Origin of the sequence: Litchfieldella qijiaojingensis (assembly GCF_014651875.1) — a bacterium.
Taxonomy (GTDB): domain Bacteria; phylum Pseudomonadota; class Gammaproteobacteria; order Pseudomonadales; family Halomonadaceae; genus Litchfieldella; species Litchfieldella qijiaojingensis.
The window spans coordinates 14791-31664 of record NZ_BMXS01000027.1; the positions used below are offsets into that span (position 1 = coordinate 14791).

Here is a 16874-nt window from a genome sequence, read left to right on the forward strand (position 1 = left end):
GATGACCGAATATTTCCTGATTCTCGTCAGCACGGCACTGGTCAACAATTTCGTGCTGGTGCAGTTCCTTGGCCTTTGCCCCTTCATGGGCGTTTCCAACAAGCTGGAATCGGCGATGGGCATGTCCATGGCCACCACTTTCGTGCTGACGCTGTCGTCGGTTGCCAGCTATCTGGTCTTCCACTATCTGCTGGCGCCGCTGGGGCTGGAATACCTGCGCACCATCGCCTTTATCATGGTGATCGCCGCCGTGGTCCAATTCACCGAGCTGATGGTCAGGAAGACCAGTCCACTGCTCCACCAGGTGCTGGGCATCTTCCTGCCGCTGATCACCACCAACTGTGCAGTACTTGGGGTAGCACTGCTGTCGCTGAACCGCCAGTCGAGCTTCATGGAGGCCACGCTGTATGGCTTCGGTGCGGCGGTGGGCTTTTCTCTGGTACTGGTACTGTTCGCCGCCATGCGTGAACGCCTGGCGGTGGCCGATGTGCCTCGCCCGTTTCGCGGCGCGGCCATCGCCATGATCACCGCCAGCCTGATGTCGCTGGCCTTCATGGGCTTCTCTGGCCTGGTGCAAATATGAACGACCCGGATAGGCAACGGGCAGGATCGTGATGCTGGAATTGATCGCCGACAACGGGATTCTCGCCGCCATCGTGGCACTGCTGGTCCTGGCGGCCAGCTTCGGCGCGCTGCTGGGCTTCGCTGGCGAGCGCTTCAAGGTCGAAGGCGACCCGGTAGTGGAAAAGATCGACGCTCTGCTGCCGCAGACCCAGTGCGGCCAGTGCGGCTACCCAGGCTGTCGCCCCTACGCCGAGGCCATCAGCCAGGGCGACGAAATCAACAAGTGCCCGCCCGGTGGCGAAACCACCATCGCCGCCCTGGCCGACTTGTTGGGCCGCGAGGTCAAGCCGCTCGACGGTGAGGCCCAGGACGTCCCCAAGGTCGCCTATATCCGCGAAGATGAGTGCATCGGCTGCACCAAGTGCATCCAGGCCTGCCCGGTGGATGCCATCCTGGGCGCCGCCCGGCACATGCACACGGTGATCGAGTCCGAGTGCACCGGCTGCGACCTGTGCGTGGATCCCTGCCCGGTGGACTGCATCGACATGCTGCCCCGCGAGCGCAGCTTGGATGAGTGGTATTGGCCGCTGCCCGACGGCCCCGGTCACCGTCCCGCTACCGTTACCCCGTCACTGATCGCCACCGACCGCGCACCGGCCGTCGGTCAGGAGGCGGGGCATGGCTAAGGCCTTCGACTTTCCCGGCGGCATCCACCCGCCACAGCGCAAGACGCTTTCAACCCGTACCCCCTTGATTCAGGCCGCACTGCCAACGCGGGTGGTGCTGCCCATGGATCAGCATATCGGCACCCCCGCCGAACCCTGCGTCGAGGTCGGCCAGCGAGTGCGTACCGGCGAGCGGGTAGCCCTGGCCCAAGGCCTGATATCGGCGGATGTCCACGCCAGCATCACTGGCACCGTCACCGCTATCGAAGAGCGCCCCGTGCCACACCCCTCCCAGGGCAAGCGGCTATGCGTGGTGATCGAACGCGAGCCAGACGGCGACGACGAATGGTGCCTGATGCCGCCTCTCGACTGGCGTCAGGCCGATGACGACACCCTGCTCGAGCGCCTCATGCACTCCGGGGTGGTCGGCCTGGGTGGAGCGGGCTTTCCCTCGCAGATCAAGGCGCGCGTGCGCGAGTTGCATGCCATCGACACGTTGCTGGTCAATGCCGCCGAGTGCGAACCCTATATCACCGCCGACGACCTGACACTGCGCACTTACGCCGATGACGTTCTCGAAGGGGCCCGGCTATTCGCTCGCCTATGCAGAGCCGAACGCATCCTGATCGGTATCGAGGACAACAAGCCCGAAGCCATCGACACCCTGAAACAGGCCATCGACAACGTCGTGACTCGCGACACGCAGAGCGAGCCTCCCTTCGAGCTGAAGGTCATCGCCACGCGCTACCCCAGCGGTGGCGAGAAGCAACTGATCAAGCGCTTGCTGAACCGCGAAGTGCCCAGCCATGGCCTGCCGGCCGATGTCGGGGTGCTGTGTCATAACCCCGGCACCCTGCGTGCCGCACTGCGCGCGGTGCGCGACGGCGAGCCACTGATCTCGCGTATCGTCACTTTGACCGGTGAGGCATTGGACCACCCCGGCAACGTCGAGGCGCGCCTGGGCACGTCCATGCATGAACTGCTGACCGCCGCCGGCCTGAAGGAACACGAACTGGCGCGGCTGGTAATGGGCGGACCGATGATGGGGATGGCACTGGACAGCACGGCGTTGCCGTTGGTCAAGAAGTCCAACTGCTTGATCGCCGCCACCGAGCGTGAACTGCCCGCCCCGCCTCCCGAACAGCCCTGCATTCGCTGTGGCGCTTGTGAGCAGGTCTGTCCCGCCTCGCTGCTGCCCCAGCAGCTCTATTGGTTCTCCAAATCCCGCGAGCACGACAAGGCGGAACTGTTCAACCTGTTCGACTGCATTGAATGCGGCGCCTGCAACTATGTATGCCCCAGCCACATCCCGCTGGTGCAGTACTACCAGGCCGCCAAGGGCGAGATTCGCGAGCGCCGTCACGAGGCCCACAAGGCCGAACATGCACGGCACCGCTTCGAGTTCCGGCAGGCGCGCTTGGCCCGCGAGGCGGCCGAGAAGGAAGCCAAGCGCCAGGCCCGTGCCCAGGCGGCCTCACGCGTCGCCACACGCACCGCGCAACCGTCGCGTGAGGCCGCCCAGGGCGAGGATGCGGCGGCGGCCAAGGAACAGGTCAAGCAGTTGCGCATTGCTCAAGCCGCCGCCAAGGCGGCGCTGCGCAAGGCCGAGAAGGCGCTAGCCAGGGCCAGCGAGGCAGGTGAGGCCGACCAAGATGATCTCGACGATCTCGAGCTACAAGTCGCCACCGCCCAGGAGAATCTGCGAGCCACCGAAGCACGCCTGGCCGCCGCCCAGCAAGCCGAACAGCAGGGAGAAACACGCCGATGAGTCTGATGCATGCCAGTGCCGAGCCGGCACGCTTGCCGACCTCCACCGGCCGGGTGATGGCCTGGCTGCTGCTGGCCACGCTTCCTGGCATCGCCACGCTCGCCTGGTATTTCGGCTGGGGGGTGCTGACCAACGTGCTGGCCGCCACCGCCTTCGCGGTGGCGCTCGAGGCGCTGGTGCTCAAGCTGCGTGGCCGTTCTCCCACCGCCACCCTGAGTGACAACAGCGCCCTGGTAACCGGCGTGCTGCTGGGGGTCTCGTTGCCACCCGGTTCGAGTTGGTGGCTGATCCTGGTCGGCGTGGTGGCAGCCATCGTCATCGCCAAGCAGCTCTTCGGCGGCTTGGGTCACAACCCCTTTAACCCTGCCATGGTCGGCTATGCCCTACTGCTGGTCGCCTTTCCGCTGCCAATGACCCAGTGGGCAGCGCCGCATGGTCTGTTCGGCCCCGAGGCCACCACGTTGCCGGATGCGTTGCGCCTACTGGCCGGGCTCACCGATCCCCTAGCCCTCGATGGCATGAGTGGTGCCACCCCGCTGGACGCCTTCAAGCACAAACCCGAAGCGGTGATGGCCAGCGAATTCTGGGCCTCGTCGCCGTTGCCGGAGGGCACCATGAATGCCTGGCACTCGGTGTCCCTGGCCTGGCTCGTCGGGGGCGCCCTACTGCTCTACAAGCGTCTGATCGGTTGGCACATCCCGGTCGCCATGCTAGGGGCCATGGCCGTGATCGCCGCACTACTCTACGGTGTGGATCCCAGCCATTACGGTTCGCCGCTGTTCCACCTGCTGGGAGGAGCGGCCATCTTCGGCGCCTTCTTCATCGCCACCGACCCGGTGAGTGCCGCCACCAGCCGTAAGGGCAAGCTCTACTATGGCGCCGGCGTCGGCGTGCTGGTGATGCTGATCCGCACCACCGGCGCCTACCCCGACGCGGTGGCCTTCGCAGTGCTGCTGATGAACTTCGCCGTACCGTTCATCGACTACTACACCCAACCCCGCACTTATGGGCACCACGCACCCACCCGTGGCATCAAGGTCAAGCGGCTCGAGGATGAAACGGAGGAACCGCGATGACAGCCCCCACCCAACCGCCCAAGCGCCCCATGGGCCGCGCCATCCTGCGCTCCGCGCTGAGCCTGGGGCTATTTGCCATCGTCACTGCCGGCGTGGTGGCGGGAACTCGGACTTTGACCTTTGATCGCATCGCCGACAACCGCCAAGCCAGTCAGTACCGCGTGCTGAAAGAGGTACTCCCCGAAGCACTGCGTGATGTACCGATCGAGGCACTGCTGGACAATGCCGTGATGCTGCCGGCCAGCGAGGCCATGGGTCAGCACCAACCTTTCCGCGGTTGGCGGGTCAAGCGCGGCGATAATGCGGCGCTGCTCATGCCGGTGGTGGCCACGGGTGGCTACAACGGCGACATTCACTTGCTGGTCGGTGTCGACCAGGATGGCCGCGTCAGCGGCGTGCGGGTGACCCGCCATCAGGAAACCCCGGGGCTTGGCGACAAGATCGAGCGGCGCAAGAGCGATTGGATCACCGATTTCAATGGCCGCTCGCTGGAAGATCCCGCTCCCGAAGGTTGGGAGGTGACAAAGGACGGTGGCGAGTTCGATGCGTTTACCGGCGCCACCATCACCCCCCGCGCAGTAGTCAGGGCGGTCAAGCGTAGCCTGGAATATGTCGAGGCGGAGGGTGATAGCCTGTTTCAGGCCGACCAGGAGGACCAGCCATGAGCCAGTTCAACGAACTCGTCAGGAATGGCTTGTGGGCCAACAACCCAGCCCTGGTGCAGTTGTTGGGGCTGTGCCCACTGCTGGCGGTGACCAGCAGTGTGGTCAACGCCTTGGGTCTGGGACTGGCGACCCTGCTGGTGCTGATGGGCTCGAATATGTCGGTGTCGCTGATTCGCCACCATGTCACCAGCAACGTGCGCCTGCCGGCCTTCGTGATGATCATCGCCGCCTTCGTCACCTGCGCCGACCTGTTGATGCAGGCCTACACCTTCGAGCTGCACCAGATCCTCGGCATCTTCATTCCGTTGATCGTCACCAATTGCGCGATCCTCGGTCGCGCCGATGCCTTTGCCTCCCGCAATCCCATCCTGCCTTCGGCCACTGATGGCCTGATGATGGGGTTGGGATTCGCTGGCGTGCTCGTAGTGCTGGGCAGTCTGCGCGAGCTGTTCGGCCAAGGCACCCTATTCGCCGACATGGACCTGTTGCTGGGCCCGGTGGCCGCCGGATGGCAAATCACGGTGTTCCCCAATTACGAATTCCTGTTCCTGATCCTGCCGCCCGGCGCCTTCTTCGCCACCGGGCTGCTGATCGCGCTGAAGAACGTCATCGACGATCGCCTGGAACGTCGCCGCCGGCTACGCCAGGCCGACCAACCCCGAGAAAGCCGCCGTGTACGCGTGACCGGCACCATACGGTAAACGCTGTCGGGCTGTAGCGGTCATAGGCAAGACGGCGGCAGGAACCGCTGAGATGGCCGAGTCCTCGTCCCGGTAAGCTGCCATACTTCACAGATAAGCGATGTTGGCTATCATATTGTTTTGCTTGTCAGACATGGACCCTTGATGAACGCCCAGAAACGCTACGAGATCTTCGCGCGACTGCGAGATCACATGCCCGAGCCAACCACCGAGCTCAACTGGAGCACGCCGTTCGAGCTGCTGACCGCCGTGTTGCTCTCCGCCCAGGCCACCGATGTCGGTGTCAACAAAGCCACCGCACGACTTTTCCCGGTGGCCAACACCCCGCAAGGCATCCTCGAGCTCAGTCTCGACGGTCTCAAGGAGTACATCAAGACCATCGGCTTGTACAACACCAAGGCCGAGAACCTAATGAGGACTTGTCAGATCCTGGTCGACCAGTTCGATGGCGAAGTGCCGCAGAGCCGGGCCGCTCTGGAGGCTCTGCCCGGCGTGGGTCGCAAGACCGCCAACGTGATCCTCAATACCGCCTTCGGCCAACCGACCATCGCCGTGGACACGCATATCTTTCGTGTCTCCAATCGCACGCGCCTCGCCCCGGGCAAGAACGTGATCGAAGTCGAACAGAAATTGATGCGTCACGTGCCCAAGGAATTCCGCCAGGATGCCCACCATTGGCTGATCCTGCACGGACGCTACACCTGCGTGGCGCGCAAGCCGCGCTGCGGTAGCTGCGTCATCGAGGATCTGTGCGAGTATCCCGACAAGGTGGATATCGCCTGACCATGAACTGGCTCAAGTACCTGCTGCTCCCCCCTCTGGTCAATGTACTGCTGGCATTGCTCGGTGCGTTGCTGTGGCGACACATGCCTTGGCTTGGCGGCCTGTTGGTAATCGTGGGAGTGGTTGGGCTGCTGGTACTGGCCACGCCGACGGCGAGCTATTGGCTACGCCAGGGACTGGAGCCCCAGCGGCCGATCGACACCGCCGAATTGCAGCAGGCCGAAGCGATCGTGATCCTGGGCGGCGGGCGAGATTTCGAGGCCCCGGAATTCGGCTGGGGCGATGCCCCCAACAATGCCACCTGGCGACGCCTGGCTTACGGCGCCAAACTGCATCGCGACAGTGGCCTGCCGATTCTGGTCAGTGGCGGGCGGTTGCATGACGAGAATGTCCCTGAAGCCGAACTGATGGCCGCAGCGTTGCGCGAGGTTTTCGACGTCCCGGTTGCCTGGCAAGAGGGACAGAGCCGCACCACCGCCGAGAATGCCCGCTACAGTGCCAATATCCTGCAGGGCGAAGGGCTCCAGCGAGTGGCTCTGGTTTCCCAGGCATGGCACCTGCCACGCGCCATGCCGGAGTTCACACGTGCCGGGCTCGAAGTGATACCCGCCCCCACCGAATTCGCCAGCTCTCCCCCGCCGGGCCTGCATGCCTGGCTGCCCCGAGCCTACCACCTGCGCCATAGCAGCCAGGCGCTGCATGAGTGGCTGGGGCGAGGGGTATATGAGCTACGCAACACGCTCTTCCGCTCGGAAGACGCTGAATAAATGCCTGCCCCCGCCCTGTCGAGTTTTCACTCCATGAACAACCGACGATACGCCCTGCTCAGATTCGGCCATTCCCAGGCACTGGCATCGGGCGGTGCCGGGCGGGTATCGGGCCTCGTCAGCCAGCGTTCCAGGCGCGCTTCCAGGTTCTCTCGTGTTCCGTCATAGCGATACTCCGACGGGTAGAGTTCGGGAAAGCACAACCGGTCGGGTACCAATGGCACACAACCCCGCTGCACGGCTTCCATGATCGACAGCCCCTGGAACTCGTGGAACGTGGTGGAAACCACGATATCGGCGCCCTCGAGTATCTCCCGATAGGTGGCTTCGGGCTGAGGCCCCCAGCACAGCAGGTGTCCATTCAGCCAGACGCGGGCTTCTTCGAAGATCTCGGGTTGCTGGCGGAAGCGCTGCCCCATCACCGCCACTTCGAAGTCGATGCCACGCGTCTTCAGTCCGTGCAAGGCCTGAAAGAAGTCCTCGGGGTTCTTGTCGTATTCCCAGCGGTGGTTCCAGACGATGCGTCGCCCGCACCGGGGTGGCAACTCGTCGGCCGCCGGGTCGATGGGCACCGGCAATACTTGGGCGTCGCGCGCCAGCCTCTCCAGCGTGGCCTCGATGCGCACCTTCTCCGGCATGCGCTTGAGAAAACGGCGAACGCCGTCGAGAAAACTGTCGCGGTTATAGGCGGTGTTGAATACCACCCTGTCCGCCGTCAAGGCCGAATAAAGATTGACCATCTGCGCCTCGACCGCGGATTTCCGTTCGACGGAAAGCGGGTAGGCGAATTGGTTTTCATGGAAGTAAATGATCTTGCGGGCACGCCCCAAGTGCGGATGGAGCCCTACCAACGTCGCCAGATCCACCATCGAGGTGGCAAGAACCACATCGTAGTGCCGTTCCAGCACCTCGGATGCCTCGAGCATCCAGGTCAACGGGTTGCCGCGAATCCGCCAACTGAAATGGCGCGGCGGCAGCTCCAGGACCTGCCAGTCAATGGCGTCGACATGGCGACAGATCCCTTGTGCCCAATGCCGATGGCTGACAGCGGCATAGGCCGATAACAACAAACCTTTCATTAGAATCCTATCTTCGGAGTGACTGGCTTTGTGCGACCCCATCCCTGCCAGTCATTTTCTCAGCTGACGGACGCCATGCAATCCACATCACCAGCTTCATGGTGGGCAGTGGATATTTTCCGTCCCACGCACATCAAAAGTCGAGAGATACGAGTCACCAGGCGGCGCGGATATGCTGCCAACCGGCTATCCTTTTCATGACATCGTACAGTCGAGGCCATATGCAAGGGTTCTGGTTACCGCTGGGCATGGCCGCCATCTTCGGCGCCTTTACCGGCTTGTTGTTCCGTTTGAGTGACAAGCCGGGGCACGAGCGTCCTTTCATGTTCCCGTTGCTGGGTGTGGTGGCCGGTATCATGGCGTTCTTCATCCATCAGGCATTGACATGGATCGCCAATGCGCCGAACTGGCTGCTGCCGGCACTGGTCGTGCTTCTGATCTGGCTGTGGCTGGGCCGCTCCAACCTCAGGTTTCGCCGCAGCAAGGAGTGAAGAGCGGGTCACCCGTGTCCCGGCTAGAGACACGAACGCCGCGAGATTTTCGCGGCGTTAGGGGTGGGGGCGCTCGTCGATCAGTCGCGAGAGGAAGGACAAGGCGCGCCACAGGGCGCACAAGCGGCGCCGTCTCGCTGCATCAGCGTGGTTTCGACATTGCCCTGCCCCATGTTGAAAGCGAACGTCGGGCTGTGCAGGTGATCGGCAAGAATCAGTGCCAGGATCGCCAGCATCACGAGAATGACGCTGCTGCGTTTGTAGGCGGCCTGCATGCGTTTCCTCCGCTCAATTGGGTAATCGGAACCACGGACGCAACCACACACCAAGCAACGAGCCTACGAAGGCCGCGGCGAACCAGATCCAGCCATGCAGACTGGCCGAGGCGATGCCCGAGAACAATGCGCCGATATTGCAACCGAATGCCAGCCGCGCGCCGTAACCGAGCAGCAGACCACCGATCACCGCCGCCAGCAACTGGCGCCCTTCGGGGCGCTTGCGGCTCGCTTCGTTGAAGCGATTGGCCAGGCCAGCGGCAAGCATGGCTCCCAGCAGCAAGCCGAAGTTCATCACCGAGGTGACGTTGACCAGCACCGAATCGGCCAGCGCCATGGCCGGGTAGTCCCAGGTCCAGAACTCGAACTGGCTCATGTCGACGCCCACCGCCTGCAGCGCCTTGGCACCCCATAGTGCGAAGGCGAAAGTGATGCCCCACGTAGTCCCACCGATCACCAGGGTCAGGACACTGCCCACCGCCAACGCCACGATGGCCCAGGTGAACGGCCAGCGACCAGTCAACAAGGTACGCAGGATGCCCTTGTCGCCATTGCGTATCTTCCATTCGTCGCGCTCGACCTGGCCGTGTGCCTTGCGCTCGACACGATCGATCCACAAGGCGATGACACCCAGCGCGGCGAATTGCAGCAGGATGGCCCCGGGGACGCCGAAACCCTCGATCAGGCTGACGGGGTCGACCCCGGGCCGATCCAGCCACCATGGCAGATGCAGCGTACCGATCACGCTACCGACGATGAAGAAGATCAACGTGACCACCATACGCAGGTTGCCCGCCCCCACGGTGAACAATGTGCCGGACCCGCACCCACCACCGAGCTGCATACCGACCCCGAACAGGAAGGCACCGACCACCAGTGACGTTCCGACTGGGGCCACCGCACCGATCAGGCCCTCCTGACCACTGCCCAGGATCGGCACGATCAGCAGCGAGGTCAGGGCGAACAGCAACAACTGGGCACGCATGGCCGCGCCGCGTTTCTTGGTCACCAGATTACGCCAACCGGCTGTGAAGCCGAAGGCGCCATGGTAGAGCGCCCCCCCCAGCAGGGTCCCGACGCCGAAAAGCGCCAGCAGGAAGGGGGCAGTCTCCAGCCAGATCAAGGCACCGAGTATCGCCAACCCTGCCAGTGCGACACCGACCACAAAGCGGTCGATGCCCCAGGCACGTTCAGGTGCCTGCAGCGTACTTGCTTGGCTCATGCTGTTTTCCCATTAGTCATCACTATGGAAGGTGCACCGCCCCTGCCACTCACGCAAGTGGAGGCAGGGGCGAACGATGCTAGTGCGATATTAATTGAAGAAGTCCAGCAGGCGACCCAGCCCACGCTTGACCGTCTCGACCGGACGGCTGTCACTGATGGTCCACTCGGCCATGGAGCCATCGTATAGGGTCACATTGTCGAAACCGGCGATTTCGCTGAGCACGAACCAGTCGGTCGCCGCCCAATGCGCGGTGTTGCAGAACGATACGGTACGGGCACTGGGGTCCAGTTCGGCTTCGTTGATGCGCGACTGCAAGCCTTCGCTATCCAGATAGAAGGCATTGTTGCGATCCTGCAGCAACGTATGGTGCGGCAGGTTGATCGATCCAGGAATGGTCCCGGCCACTCGCACGACCGGTGACTTGGTGTCGCCGCGGAAGTAGTCCACGGGACGGGCATCCACCAGTTGGGCCTGGGACTCGCGAGCCGCTTCGACCTCGTCGGTGGTGGCGATCAGCTCCTCGCGCAGGCTGGCCTCGAAATCGACCGCATCGCGGGGCGCCGGTGTCCCGCTGGCAACCTCGTAGCCCTGCTGCTGCCAACCGGCGAAGCCGCCATTGAGGATCGCCACTTGGTCATGGCCGAGCACCTTGAAAGTCCAGTAGACCCGGGCGGCACTACCGAAGTCGGTGGGGCCGGTGCCGGCGGGCACGATCACCACCGTATCGTCGTTGCCGATCCCCAGCCCACCGATCAGTTGCTCGAGATCTTCCACCGGCGGCAGCAAGCCGACCACGTCGTCGCGGGTTTCGCGCCAGCCATCGTCTGTGTAGCTGCTGTAGATACTACCCGGGATACGGGCCTGCTCGAAGCTGTCGCGATCGCCACCGTCATCGATGCCCGAGCGCACATCGAGTACCACCAGGTCGTCGTCACCCAGATGGTCGTTCAGCCACTTGGCCTCGACCAGCGGCGTCGGGTCGGCGGCAACGGCGCGCGAGGCCAATGCCAATAGCCCCACTGTCATGATCAGTGCCTTGAACATAATCTTGACCTCTTTACTCGGGTATTTGAGGCAGTATTATGCGGTCCAGTGTGGCGACTTCAATATATTCGCGAAGAATCAATATGAAATAGCATATTCTTTTGTGAAATAAGTGGCTGCTACGGCAAGTGCTTCTTCCCCCTCTTCTGCCAAGGTCGTCTTTTCCCCTCTCGACCGACACCGCTAGACTTCCAGTTAACAAAGATAAAGGAGACGCGGATGGCCAGGGTACTGGTGGTGGACGACGAACCCAACATCGTCCTGTCTCTGGAGTTCCTGATGCAGCAGGCGGGCTTCGAGGTAGTGACCGCCGAAGACGGCGAGCAGGCGTTAGCGCGCGTCGCCGAACAAGCGCCCGACCTGGTGCTGCTGGATATCAGCCTGCCCGACATCAGCGGTTTCGATGTCCTCGAGCAGTTGCGCGCCGACCCGGCCAGGGCGCGGTTGCCAATCATCATGCTGACCGCCCATGGTCGCGAGGTGGAGCGCGAGAAAGGCATGGCCTTGGGTGCCGACGACTATGTCACCAAGCCATTTTCCACCCAGGCACTAGTCGACAAGGTCCGGACACTGCTGGACGAGGCGAGCTAGATGGCACGCGGTGCCTTACCCAAGCGACAACGTCTGATCGGGCTGTGGCTTGCGATCGGCGGTGTCACCTTCTTCGGTGGTGCCTTGTTGGCATTGTGGCTGGAAGCCGAACTGTCACCCAGCGGCGCCGCGCGGCTCGCCATTTGGCTTGCCTGCCTGTCCGCCAGCGTGCTGACCTTCGGGCTTGGTGCCGTGCTCGCCCGGCGCCTGTTCGCCCCCTTGCGCCACCTGCATGTACTGCTTGCCCGCCTCGCCGGCAGCCCCGATGCCCGCGCCGACTATCCCCCGGAAGGTTGGCTGCGTGACCTAGGCCCGGATCTCGACCGCATTCGTGACGGCTGGCGCGCCGATCGCGAGCGACTCGCCACCGCGCATACCGAAGGAGCGCGCAGTGCTGCGCGTATTCGCCAGGAACTGGAAGCCCTGCTGCAGGTCCTCGATACCCCCTTGTTGCTATGCGACCATCACCATCGGCTGATGCTATTCAACCATGCCGCTGAGACGCTGTTCGAGGGACACCCGGGTTTGGGGCTGGGCAAACGCCTGGAAGCCCTGCTGAGCGCCAGCAGCCTGAGGGAGGCCTTGCGGCGCGTTCCGAACGACGGCTCGCCCCGCGAACTGCTATTGCCCTACGACGATCGCTGGCTGCATTGTGTACTGCGCCGCGTACCGCGCAGCCATGGCGAAACCCTGCTGACCTTGACCGACGCCACCGCAGCCTGGACCAGTGAGATGGGCGCCCGTGCCAACCTCGTCGACGTGCTGCCCAGCCTGCGTCGCCATGGCGCGAGTTTGACCAGCGCCGCCGAGGCCTTGAGCAGCATCAGCGATACGACCCCGGATCACGACGCCCTGCGCGAGCGGCTCGAGGCCGTGATCGCCGAGGAAAGTCAGGCCATGGGCGATGGCATCACCCAACTGGGCAACCTGCTCGATGACATGCAGCGCCAGGGCGAGCGGTTGGTACCAATGTGGTCCAACGACCTCTTCCAGGCCCTCAACGAGCGCCTGGCCTCGGTCTCCCTACACTTGGTGCCCATCGGCATGCCGGCCTGGCTGAAGGGAGATGCTCCGGCCCTGCTGACCATGCTGGAGACCCTGGTCGAGCGCCTGGCCGAGCATAGCGGCACACAGTGCTTCGAGGGCGAAATCCTGCTCGGCAACAAACGCGTCTATCTCGATCTGATCTGGCCCGGAACACCGCTGCGACAACACCAGTTGGCCCAGTGGTGCGAGCAGCGCTTGGAAGCCTTGCCGTTATCGCCCTGCGTCGGCGACTTGCTGCGCCAGCACGCCAGCGATGTCTGGAGCCTGGCCGATGCCGATGGCCACCACGCTCGACTGCGCTTGCCGCTACCGGCGGAAGAGCGCGTCGGAGCGCCACCGTCGCGTCCAGCACCACGCCCGGAGTTCCACGATTTCGGCATCGCCGACCTGCCGCCACCGGATGCCGAGTTGGCCGCTTGCCCGTTACGTCAGCTCGAAGTCGTCGTCTTCGATACTGAAACCACCGGCCTCGAACTGCGCCGTGGCGACAGCGTGATCAGCATCGGTGCCTGCCGTATCGTCAATGCGCGGCTGCTGGCTGACGATACCTTCGACCAGCGGATCGACCCGGGACGTCCCATCCCTCCCGCCAGCACCGCCATCCACGGCCTGACCGACAATGACGTGGCCGGCGCACCGCCGTTGCCGGTGGTGCTGCCACGCTTTCGCGACTATATCGGCGAGGCGGTGCTGCTGGCCCACAATGCCGCCTTCGACCTTCTGGCCCTGCAACCGCCGGGCGCCGGCATCGAGTTCCGAATGCCAGTGCTCGACACCCTGCTGATTTCGCGAGCCCTGGACGAAGGCCTCGACGGCCACAACCTCGACACGCTGGCCGACCGTTATGACCTGACCATCCCCGACGGCGCCCGGCATACCGCGCTGGGCGATGCGCGGCTCACCGCCGAGCTGTGGCTGACCCTGTTGCCGCGCCTGGAGGCGCGTGGCATCACGACCCTGGAAGAACTCCTCACGCTGCAGGCCGGCGCCTTCGACTGGGAGGATGCCAGCGCATGAAGACACCCCGCCTTGGCGAGCGCCTGGTCGCCTTGATCGTGCTAGCAGTCCTGCTGTTCTCGCCACCGCTGATCCTGCCGTTCGACCGTGCAACGAACGGTGGCCTGTCGTGGCTGCCGCTCTACCTGTTCCTCGCCTGGGGGGTGGTGATCGCGTTGGCCGCCTGGCTGATGGAACACCGACATGACGACCAGGGGGGAGCATGAGGACTGATCTTATGGTCCTCGGGATAGCCTTCGGCTATCTGGCACTGTTGTTCGTGATCGCCGCCTGGGGCGACCGGCGTGCCGAGCAGGGGCGCTCGGTTATCGGCTCGCCGACTGTCTACGCGTTGTCCATCGCCGTCTACTGCACCGCCTGGACATTCTACGGCAGTGTCGGCCGTGCTGCCGAATACGGCCCCAGCTTCCTGCTTATCTACCTGGGCCCGACGCTGGCGATGCTTGCCAGCCCGTTCGTGATCCGCAAGATGGTGCGCATCGCCCGTGCCCAGCGCATTACCTCGATCGCCGATTTCATCAGTGCTCGATATGGCAAGAGCGGCGGCCTGGGCGCCCTGGTGGCATTGATCGCGCTGATCGGCATCACCCCCTATATCGCGCTGCAGCTCAAGGCCATCACCTTGAGCCATGCGGTACTGATGAACTATCCCGAGCCGCCGGGCCTACGCCTGGTCGAGGAAGCCTTCTGGGACGACAAGTCGTTCTGGGTGGCGCTGGTATTGGCGGTGTTCATCATCCTGTTCGGCACCCGCTACCTCGACGCCAGCGAACGTCACGAGGGCATGGTCGCCGCCATCGCCTTCGAGTCGCTGGTCAAGCTGTTCGCCTTCCTGGCGGTGGGGGTGTTCACGGTGTTCGTGCTGTTCAACGGTCCCGGCGACCTGTTCGCCCGTGCCGCTGCCCATCCCCAACTGAACGGCGCGTTGAGTCTCGAGGCCGTGCCAGGCGGCGGGGTGGGCTGGGTCGGTACCCTGGTACTGGCCTTTTTGGCCTTTCTTTCCCTGCCCCGCCAGTTCCAGGTGCTGGTGGTTGAGAACGTCGACGAACGCCATATCAAACGCGCTAGCTGGCTGTTCCCGCTGTACCTGCTGGCGATCAACCTGTTCGTGATACCGATCGCTTTGGCCGGCGTATTGCTCGGCGACCCCGGCGGCGACCCCGATAGCTTCGTGCTGACCCTGCCGCTGTCCGCCGGTCTCGAGGGGCTGCCGCTGCTGGTATTCATCGGCGGACTGTCGGCGGCCACTGGTATGGTCATCGTCGAAACCATCGCACTGTCGACCATGGTCAGCAACCATCTGGTGATGCCGTTGCTGCTGCGCTCGCCACGTCTGCACTTGGGCTCGCGAGGCGATCTGTCGGGCTGGCTGCTGGGCATCCGGCGCGTGGCGATCGTGATGATCCTGCTGTTGGGCTATCTCTACCACGCCCTGATCGGCGACTCCTACAGCCTGGTGACCATCGGCCTGGTGTCGTTCGCCGCCGCCACCCAGTTCGCCCCGGCGCTGCTGCTCGGCCTGTACTGGCGCGGTGCCACCCGAGTCGGTGCCAGTCTAGGGCTGATCGCGGGATTCTCGGTATGGGTCTATACCCTTCTGTTGCCGGGCTTTGCCCAATCCGGTTGGCTCGACGATGCTTTTCTGACACATGGCCCAATGGGGCTTGCGTGGCTACGTCCCTATGCCCTATTCGGCCTCGAGGGCTGGGACATCTACAGCCACTCGCTGCTGTGGAGCCAACTGGCAAACGTCGGCACCCTGGTTGGCGTCTCGCTGTTCACACGCCAGAGCCGGCTCGAGCAGACCCAGGCGGCGCTATTCACCGAAGCCCTACACACCTCGCTGGTATATCCCTCGCTGTGGCAAGGCCAGACCACTCGCGGCGAGCTGGAAGCGCTGCTCAATCGTTACCTGGGCGCGCCCGCCACGGCACGGGTCTTTGCCGGCCTGGAGCGGCAAGCGAGCAAGGACCAGGCCGTACCTCCGGAAGTCATCGCCCGCGCCGAACAGGCCCTGGCGGGCGCTTTGGGCAATGCCTCGGCGCGGGTCCTGATCAATTCGGTGGTGCGTGGCGAGGCGCTGGATCTGGAGGCAGTACTCAGCATCCTCGACACCACTTCCCAGATGCTCGAATACAACCGCCAACTGGAGCAGAAATCCCGGGAACTGGCAGAAATCGGCGAAGAGCTGCGCAGTGCCAACGAACGTCTGCGCGAACTCGACCGCCTGAAGGACGAATTCGTGGCCATGGTCAGCCACGAGCTGCGTACCCCCCTGACCTCGATTCGCGCCTTCGCCGAAATCCTGCGAGATTCCCGCGATCTGCCCGAAGACAAGCAGCGCCACTTCCTCGATGTTGTGGTACTGGAAAGTCAGCGACTGTCGCGCCTGATCGAGGAGATCCTCGACCTGGCGCGGTTGGAAAGCGGCCGCCTGACACTTCATCCCCAGCGCCTGAACCTGGCTGCGCTGGCTCGTCACAGCGTGGATGCCGTGCATCGCGTCCAGGAGGATCGCGGGGTGGCGCTGGACGTCGAGATCACAGCCGACGAGGCACCGGTGATCGGTGATCCGGACCGACTCGAACAGGTGATCATCAACCTGCTCGACAACGCCGGCAAGTTCGCCGCCGACGAGGATCCGCGGGTCCTACTACGCCTCGAACACCACAAGGGGCACTATCGCCTCAGTGTCGAGGACAACGGCCCCGGCATCGGCGAGGAAGAGCGCGAGCAGGTGTTCGAGAAATTCCACCAGATCGAGCAGCATGGTGCCAGCAGTGGCCAGACCCGCAGGCGACCGCGTGGTAGCGGCCTGGGCCTGCCTATCAGCCGCGGCATCGTCGCTCACCTGGGTGGGCGGCTGTGGGTCGAGAATGCCCCCACCCTGGGCGGAGCCTGTCTGGTGATGGAACTGCCGGTGGCGCCCGCCGACAGCGAACGACAGGAAGTGGCGAAGGCGAACAAGACACCGCCGGAGCGGTAAGCTGGAAGCTCGAAGCTCGAAGCTCGAAGCTCGAAGCTCGAAGCTCGAAGCTCGAAGCTCGAAGCTCGAAGCTCGAAGCTCGAAGCTCGAAGCTCGAAGCTCGAAGCTCGAAGCTCGAAGCCAAGGCTCG

The 16874-nt window shown here is 63.8% G+C and carries 17 protein-coding genes; 13 read left to right on the top strand and 4 right to left on the bottom strand.

Annotation, left to right across the window (positions count from 1 at the left end; translation table 11 throughout):
• Position 1 precedes the first annotated feature (1 nt).
• The 8 genes from rsxA (at position 2) to IE093_RS19220 (ending at position 6989) form a co-directional block, all read left to right on the top strand.
• Entirely contained in the window at positions 2-583 is a 582-nt protein-coding gene (rsxA, locus tag IE093_RS19185) for an electron transport complex subunit RsxA (RefSeq protein ID WP_189472044.1), read from the top strand.
• 31 nt (positions 584-614) lie between these two features.
• Complete coding sequence (gene rsxB, locus IE093_RS19190) at positions 615-1250, top strand: electron transport complex subunit RsxB (RefSeq protein WP_189472045.1); 636 nt, start codon at positions 615-617, stop codon at positions 1248-1250.
• On the top strand, positions 1243-2997 hold the full coding sequence (rsxC, locus tag IE093_RS19195; protein WP_189472048.1) for an electron transport complex subunit RsxC: 1755 nt from the start codon (positions 1243-1245) through the stop codon (positions 2995-2997). Before rsxB ends, rsxC begins: the two co-directional genes overlap by 8 nt.
• Positions 2994-4073, top strand: coding sequence for an RnfABCDGE type electron transport complex subunit D (locus IE093_RS19200; protein WP_189472050.1), 1080 nt, complete (start codon positions 2994-2996; stop codon positions 4071-4073). Before rsxC ends, IE093_RS19200 begins: the two co-directional genes overlap by 4 nt.
• On the top strand, positions 4070-4738 hold the full coding sequence (gene rsxG, locus IE093_RS19205) for an electron transport complex subunit RsxG (RefSeq protein WP_229803766.1): 669 nt from the start codon (positions 4070-4072) through the stop codon (positions 4736-4738). The genes IE093_RS19200 and rsxG overlap by 4 nt, the downstream gene beginning before the upstream one ends.
• Positions 4735-5439, top strand: a complete 705-nt coding sequence (locus IE093_RS19210; protein ID WP_189472052.1) for an electron transport complex subunit E — start codon at positions 4735-4737, stop codon at positions 5437-5439. The genes rsxG and IE093_RS19210 overlap by 4 nt, the downstream gene beginning before the upstream one ends.
• A 144-nt stretch (positions 5440-5583) precedes the next feature.
• Positions 5584-6222 carry an endonuclease III gene (gene nth / locus IE093_RS19215; RefSeq protein ID WP_189472054.1) on the top strand — a complete coding sequence of 213 codons (639 nt, stop codon included), beginning with the start codon at positions 5584-5586 and terminating at the stop codon, positions 6220-6222.
• A gap of 2 nt (positions 6223-6224) precedes the next feature.
• Positions 6225-6989 carry a YdcF family protein gene (locus IE093_RS19220; RefSeq protein WP_189472056.1) on the top strand — a complete coding sequence of 255 codons (765 nt, stop codon included), beginning with the start codon at positions 6225-6227 and terminating at the stop codon, positions 6987-6989.
• Between the two features lie 26 nt (positions 6990-7015).
• Here IE093_RS19220 and IE093_RS19225 read toward each other — a convergent pair whose 3' ends face one another.
• Entirely contained in the window at positions 7016-8068 is a 1053-nt protein-coding gene (locus IE093_RS19225) for a tRNA-queuosine alpha-mannosyltransferase domain-containing protein (RefSeq protein WP_189472058.1), read from the bottom strand.
• A gap of 221 nt (positions 8069-8289) precedes the next feature.
• Between IE093_RS19225 and IE093_RS19230 the strand changes: the two genes are divergently transcribed.
• Positions 8290-8559, top strand: a complete 270-nt coding sequence (locus IE093_RS19230) for a hypothetical protein (protein WP_189472060.1) — start codon at positions 8290-8292, stop codon at positions 8557-8559.
• Between the two features lie 80 nt (positions 8560-8639).
• Here the strand turns inward: IE093_RS19230 and IE093_RS19235 are convergent, their stop codons facing one another.
• From IE093_RS19235 to IE093_RS19245, 3 genes are all read right to left on the bottom strand, one after another.
• A complete protein-coding gene (locus IE093_RS19235) occupies positions 8640-8834 on the bottom strand; it encodes a hypothetical protein (RefSeq protein ID WP_189472062.1) in 195 nt (64 codons plus the stop codon).
• 13 nt (positions 8835-8847) lie between these two features.
• Positions 8848-10056 (bottom strand): YeeE/YedE family protein, encoded by a 1209-nt coding sequence (locus tag IE093_RS19240; protein WP_189472064.1) that lies wholly within the window; start codon positions 10054-10056, stop codon positions 8848-8850.
• Positions 10057-10146: 90 nt separating this feature from the next.
• Complete coding sequence (locus IE093_RS19245) at positions 10147-11103, bottom strand: sulfurtransferase (protein ID WP_189472065.1); 957 nt, start codon at positions 11101-11103, stop codon at positions 10147-10149.
• A 219-nt stretch (positions 11104-11322) separates the two neighbouring features.
• On the opposite strand from IE093_RS19245, the gene IE093_RS19250 reads away from it, so the two are divergent.
• The 4 genes from IE093_RS19250 to IE093_RS19265 are packed head-to-tail and all read left to right on the top strand — an operon-like array spanning position 11323 to position 16744.
• Positions 11323-11694 carry a response regulator transcription factor gene (locus IE093_RS19250; protein WP_189472067.1) on the top strand — a complete coding sequence of 124 codons (372 nt, stop codon included), beginning with the start codon at positions 11323-11325 and terminating at the stop codon, positions 11692-11694.
• Entirely contained in the window at positions 11695-13758 is a 2064-nt protein-coding gene (locus IE093_RS19255) for a 3'-5' exonuclease (protein ID WP_189472069.1), read from the top strand.
• Positions 13755-13964, top strand: coding sequence for a hypothetical protein (locus tag IE093_RS19260; RefSeq protein ID WP_189472070.1), 210 nt, complete (start codon positions 13755-13757; stop codon positions 13962-13964). Before IE093_RS19255 ends, IE093_RS19260 begins: the two co-directional genes overlap by 4 nt.
• Entirely contained in the window at positions 13961-16744 is a 2784-nt protein-coding gene (locus IE093_RS19265; protein ID WP_189472072.1) for a sensor histidine kinase, read from the top strand. The genes IE093_RS19260 and IE093_RS19265 overlap by 4 nt, the downstream gene beginning before the upstream one ends.
• The last annotated feature ends 130 nt before the right edge of the window (positions 16745-16874 follow it).

What these genes read in the sequence shown, in the direction of transcription:
- rsxA (WP_189472044.1), top strand. Translation starts at nt 2, where the DNA reads ATGACCGAATATTTCCTGATTCTCGTCAGCACGGCACTGGTCAACAAT.
- rsxB (WP_189472045.1), top strand. Translation starts at nt 615, where the DNA reads ATGCTGGAATTGATCGCCGACAACGGGATTCTCGCCGCCATCGTGGCA.
- rsxC (WP_189472048.1), top strand. Translation starts at nt 1,243, where the DNA reads ATGGCTAAGGCCTTCGACTTTCCCGGCGGCATCCACCCGCCACAGCGC.
- IE093_RS19200 (WP_189472050.1), top strand. Translation starts at nt 2,994, where the DNA reads ATGAGTCTGATGCATGCCAGTGCCGAGCCGGCACGCTTGCCGACCTCC.
- rsxG (WP_229803766.1), top strand. Translation starts at nt 4,070, where the DNA reads ATGACAGCCCCCACCCAACCGCCCAAGCGCCCCATGGGCCGCGCCATC.
- IE093_RS19210 (WP_189472052.1), top strand. Translation starts at nt 4,735, where the DNA reads ATGAGCCAGTTCAACGAACTCGTCAGGAATGGCTTGTGGGCCAACAAC.
- nth (WP_189472054.1), top strand. Translation starts at nt 5,584, where the DNA reads ATGAACGCCCAGAAACGCTACGAGATCTTCGCGCGACTGCGAGATCAC.
- IE093_RS19220 (WP_189472056.1), top strand. Translation starts at nt 6,225, where the DNA reads ATGAACTGGCTCAAGTACCTGCTGCTCCCCCCTCTGGTCAATGTACTG.
- IE093_RS19225 (WP_189472058.1), bottom strand. Translation starts at nt 8,068, where the DNA reads ATGAAAGGTTTGTTGTTATCGGCCTATGCCGCTGTCAGCCATCGGCAT.
- IE093_RS19230 (WP_189472060.1), top strand. Translation starts at nt 8,290, where the DNA reads ATGCAAGGGTTCTGGTTACCGCTGGGCATGGCCGCCATCTTCGGCGCC.
- IE093_RS19235 (WP_189472062.1), bottom strand. Translation starts at nt 8,834, where the DNA reads ATGCAGGCCGCCTACAAACGCAGCAGCGTCATTCTCGTGATGCTGGCG.
- IE093_RS19240 (WP_189472064.1), bottom strand. Translation starts at nt 10,056, where the DNA reads ATGAGCCAAGCAAGTACGCTGCAGGCACCTGAACGTGCCTGGGGCATC.
- IE093_RS19245 (WP_189472065.1), bottom strand. Translation starts at nt 11,103, where the DNA reads ATGTTCAAGGCACTGATCATGACAGTGGGGCTATTGGCATTGGCCTCG.
- IE093_RS19250 (WP_189472067.1), top strand. Translation starts at nt 11,323, where the DNA reads ATGGCCAGGGTACTGGTGGTGGACGACGAACCCAACATCGTCCTGTCT.
- IE093_RS19255 (WP_189472069.1), top strand. Translation starts at nt 11,695, where the DNA reads ATGGCACGCGGTGCCTTACCCAAGCGACAACGTCTGATCGGGCTGTGG.
- IE093_RS19260 (WP_189472070.1), top strand. Translation starts at nt 13,755, where the DNA reads ATGAAGACACCCCGCCTTGGCGAGCGCCTGGTCGCCTTGATCGTGCTA.
- IE093_RS19265 (WP_189472072.1), top strand. Translation starts at nt 13,961, where the DNA reads ATGAGGACTGATCTTATGGTCCTCGGGATAGCCTTCGGCTATCTGGCA.